The following is a 2,345-nucleotide window of genomic DNA, read 5'->3' as shown; positions in this document are numbered from 1 at the left end:
CCCATTTTTTGGGGCCGCTTCGCGCCCCAGCGGGAGCAAGCTCCCTCGCCACAGGGGGTGAGTCTGTCTCATCAGAACTCTTGGTGGGCGGGCAGCACCGGTTTCTTGGCCTGGAAGGCATACCCTTGTTGACCGTCCAGCACCTTGTTGGCGCGCTGGATATCGATGTCTTTTTCCCAGCGGGCGATGGCCACGGTGGCGACGCAGTTGCCGATCAGGTTGGTCAGCGCCCGGCCAATGCCCATGAACCAGTCCACCGCCAGCACCAGCACCAGGCCCACCACCGGAATCGCCGGGATTGCGGTGAGTGTCGCCGCCAGAATCACCAGTGCCGAACCCGGAATCCCGTGGGCGCCCTTGGAGGTGATCAGCGACACCAGCAGGATGGTCAGCAGGTCGGTCATCGACAGCGGTGTGCCGGTGGCATTGGCGATAAACACGATGGCCAGGGTCAGGTAGATCGAGAAACCATCGAGGTTGAACGAGTACCCGGTCGGAATCACCAGGCCCACGGTGGAGCTGCCAATGCCAAGGTGTTCCAGTTTACGCATGATCTGTGGCAACACGGCATCGGAGGACGCGGTGCCCATCACGATCAACAGTTCTTCCCGCAGGTACTTGAGCAGCGGCATCATCCGCAGGCCCGACAGGCGCATCACCAGCCCCAGAATCACCGCGACGAACAGGAAGCACGTAAGGTAGAACAGGCCCACCAGGCTGCCCAGGTGTTGCAGGGAATCCAGGCCGTAGGTGCTGGTGGTGAAGGCGATGGCGCCGAACACGCCGATGGGCGCCAGGCGCACGATCATGCCCATGATGCGGAAGATCACGTGGCTCAGCTCGTTGATCAACCGAGAGATGCCGGAAGCGGCTTCGCCCACCAGGTTCAGCGCGCTGCCGAACAACACGGAAAACAACAGCACTTGCAGCACGTTGTTGTCCGCGAAGGCGCCGATCACCGAGTTGGGGATCAGGTCCATCAGGAACTGGCTGGTGCCCTTGATGTGTTGGCCGCGGTCTGCCAGTTCATTCAGGCCGGCAGACGACAGTTGCTCCAGGTGGATATTGGCGCCGGTGCCGATCCCGGTGCTGAAGGCCATGATCAGGCCGATCACCAGGGCCACGGTGGTCAGTGCTTCAAAGTAGATCACCGACTTGAGGCCGATGCGCCCGACTTTCTTCAAGTCGCCGGCACCGGAAATACCGCTGACCACCACGCAGAAGACGATCAGGCCAATCAGCATTTTGATCAGCTTGATGAAGCCGTCACCCAGGGGTTTGAGTTGCGAGGAGAATTCAGGGAGGGCGAGGCCGCAGATTATGCCGATCACCAGGCCAATCACGACTTGCAGGAAAATCGAACGCGAGCACCATCTGAGCATGGGAAGGATCTCTATTCGGTGCCCTGGTGGGTCCAGGGCTTAATTGTTGTGGTCTGACCGGTATGTCCAGTGCGGGGCCAGTCTACGCTCGGTTTTTTTCAAGTCGCAAGTAAATATTACGCGGATGGCAGGTCCCGGTCTGACCAGTTGGTCCGCAAGGTTCGTACTTGAGCGGTTGGCGGCCCGGAATTTTTTTCGCTTATCATCCCGGGCTTGGTTCACAGGGTGAGTTATGGATATTCCAGGATTGATCACGGACGCGGCGGGCGTCACCAGCTGTACGTGGCGCACGGCGGCGCCGGAGTACCCGGATTACCACGACCACGAATGGGGCGTGCCGGTGGCCGATGACATTGCGCTGTACGAGAAGATTTGCCTGGAAGGTTTTCAGGCCGGCATGGCGTGGATCACCATCCTGCGCAAGCGCGAGGCGTTTCGCCGGGCGTTCGAGGGCTTTGATTTTCGCCGAGTGGCGCAGTACACCGAGCAGGACATCGAGCGATTGGTGGCCGACCCGGGTATCGTGCGCAATCGCGCCAAGATCGTGTCCACCATCAACAACGCCCGGCGCGCCTGTGAGCTGGTGGATGAGACCGGCTCGCTGGCGGCGTGGCTGTGGTCGTTTGAACCGGCCGCCGATGAGCGCCCGGCGGTGGTGGACATGGCGTACTGGACGGCCAACCCCACGTCAGCCGCGTCAACACGTTTGTCCAAGGCCCTGAAGAAACGTGGCTGGAGCTATGTGGGCCCGACCACCATGTATGCGTTCATGCAGGCGATGGGCATGGTCAACGACCACCTTGAAGGCTGTACCTGCCGGTCTCGAATCGAACACCTGCGCCACCACTTCAAACGACCCTGAGCCACTGACTGTGCGCGGTTAAAACTGTGGGAGCTGGCTTGCCGGCGGTGGCGGTGGATCAGCAAGCACAACTGTGTCTGATGCACCGCCATCGCGGGCAA

Annotated in this window: 2 protein-coding genes; one reads left to right on the top strand and one right to left on the bottom strand. The window is 60.9% G+C overall.

Annotation, left to right across the window (positions count from 1 at the left end):
* Positions 1–71: 71 nt before the first annotated feature.
* Entirely contained in the window at positions 72–1,382 is a 1,311-nt protein-coding gene (locus ACW9I6_RS32060) for a C4-dicarboxylate transporter DctA (RefSeq protein ID WP_008433031.1), read from the bottom strand.
* A gap of 232 nt (positions 1,383–1,614) precedes the next feature.
* Here ACW9I6_RS32060 and ACW9I6_RS32055 point away from each other — a divergent pair, with 232 nt between their 5' ends.
* Positions 1,615–2,244 carry a DNA-3-methyladenine glycosylase I gene (locus ACW9I6_RS32055; RefSeq protein WP_023658908.1) on the top strand — a complete coding sequence of 210 codons (630 nt, stop codon included), beginning with the start codon at positions 1,615–1,617 and terminating at the stop codon, positions 2,242–2,244.
* Positions 2,245–2,345 lie beyond the last annotated feature (101 nt).

It is taken from the genome of Pseudomonas sp. SDO5522_S412 (assembly GCF_054071215.1).
Note: the sequence above shows the minus strand (reverse complement) of the source record. Positions and strands in the feature narration are given on the sequence as shown.

Bases quoted from the DNA above. Each gene is read 5' to 3' on its own strand.
- ACW9I6_RS32055 (WP_023658908.1), top strand. From the start codon at position 1,615: ATGGATATTCCAGGATTGATCACGGACGCGGCGGGCGTCACCAGCTGT.
- ACW9I6_RS32060 (WP_008433031.1), bottom strand. From the start codon at position 1,382: ATGCTCAGATGGTGCTCGCGTTCGATTTTCCTGCAAGTCGTGATTGGC.